The sequence below is a fragment of the Mesobacillus sp. genome (assembly GCF_049588175.1).
Taxonomy (GTDB): Bacteria; Bacillota; Bacilli; order Bacillales; family Cytobacillaceae; genus Mesobacillus.
Map to the genome: position 1 here is coordinate 1 of NZ_JBAVFI010000091.1, position 1,842 is coordinate 1,842.

General features: G+C 37.0%; 1 protein-coding gene and 1 pseudogene. Both read left to right on the forward strand.

Annotated features, from left to right (window positions below; translation table 11 throughout):
* Positions 1 to 164: pseudogene (locus WB217_RS01995) on the forward strand (VOC family protein); the annotation flags it as partial.
* A gap of 741 nt (positions 165 to 905) precedes the next feature.
* Positions 906 to 1,733, forward strand: coding sequence for a cupin domain-containing protein (locus WB217_RS02000; RefSeq protein WP_423990160.1), 828 nt, complete (start codon positions 906 to 908; stop codon positions 1,731 to 1,733).
* Positions 1,734 to 1,842: the final 109 nt, after the last annotated feature.

The window sequence follows — 1,842 nt, forward strand, 5'->3', positions numbered from 1 at the left end:
GTACACCTTCTTTAATGTTTTTCTCGGAAAATCTCGATCAATTGCATAGCGACTTATCAAATAAAAACATCACAGTCGGAGACATTGTAAATATGCCTTCTGGCAGAGTGTTTAACTTTGCAGATGGGGAAGAAAATTACTTTGCAGTCATGGAAAAAAAGTGAAATGAGTACTAGGGAAAATTAATATTATCTAACAAGGTGCGCTGATCCAGGAAGGATTAGGGCCCTTTTTTTTGTTATGAAGGCAGTTGAATAATCAATCTAGGTTCTTGGAGGGAACGTAAATGCTGCTCATATGTTCTACTAACTCTACCAAAGGCCCTTACATGAGGTGTCGTGAGAGGTCTATCTAAATGTAATCCACTGTTGAACTGGTTTTGGACAATTTCAATTTTCAGGTGGAACTTTCATGAATAATATAAGCAAAAGTAAAATATATAAACATTAAAAGTATTACAAATAACACTTGGTTTCCTACTATGTATCTATAAGGTGCTGATTTTTTGTATAGGAATAAAAACTTGAATTTAATCATTTTTTTGCTTTTATGCTTACTAATCATACTTGTTGTTCATGTTATTCTTCATATTAAAATTTATATAGTATACAGCGCGAGCATAGGTTCAATTTTCATGGTAGGATTCATCATTTTCCTTATTGTATACCTTTATTTAAATGGTTGAAGGAAGCATGGGGACGTACCTTATGCTTCTTTTTTTATAGAAGTGGAAGCATGGGGACGTATCTTATGCTTCTTTTTTATTATAGAAGTGAGTCCTGTACAACTATGATGCTGAGTTTTACTCTAAGAGAAGCGAAGGGTACGTCCCTTTGCTTCTTTGGGCACATTTCCTTCAATAGTGCATAGGATAATTTGATAAACTGTGAAGGGATTGAAAAAGTATGTACAGTAATCCAAATATGTATTCATATCCGCAACAATATCAATATCCTTATAATGTTAATGTTCCTGTGTATAACTATGGACATCAGTCTGTTCAATGGGGTTATCCTAATGAAATCGCGCATGCAAACTCATTCCGCTATCCCAATGGTGCTGGAAATATTGTATTAAAAGATTATGGACCCAACCCATATTCCGTTAATATCAATGAAGCAACGAAGCAAAACAATACGTATCGTACTGCTTTATGGACAGGAAACCATCTGCAAGTGACATTAATGAGTATCAATGTTGGCGATGATATCGGTTTGGAAATGCATCCTCACGTGGATCAATTCTTACGGATTGAACAAGGCCAGGGAATTGTTCGAATGGGAAAGAGTAAAGATAACTTAAGCTATGAAAGAAATGTTACTGATGATTCTGCAATCATGATCCCTGCGGGTACATGGCATAACGTCACCAATACAGGTAATATTCCGCTCAAACTTTACGCGATCTATGCCCCACCTAACCATCCATTTGGTACTGTTCATGTGACCAAAGCAGATGCAATGGCTGGGCATGGAGGCAACGGTCATGGGAATGGAAATACAGTTGCTTTTGGCAAGACCCCAGACGAATGGGTAAAGTACACCGAATTTCTAGTGAATGAAGGATTAGAAGATGTGAAAAGAGGAATAAATGCTTTACACATTCTTCAAGAATTCATCCTAATGGGAGTACTCGTAGGAAAAGGGTACACTCCTGAAAAAGCATACGAAACAGTAGAAGCCTGGGAACGAACAGGAGAATCCAAACTACTTCAGCAGAGTAAAAATATGTAGCAATGACGGAAGCATGGGGACGTACCTTATGCTTCTATTTTTTATAGAAAGCACGGGGACGTATCTTATGCTTCCATTTTTTATTGAAGCTAGCATCGGTTCCTATAAT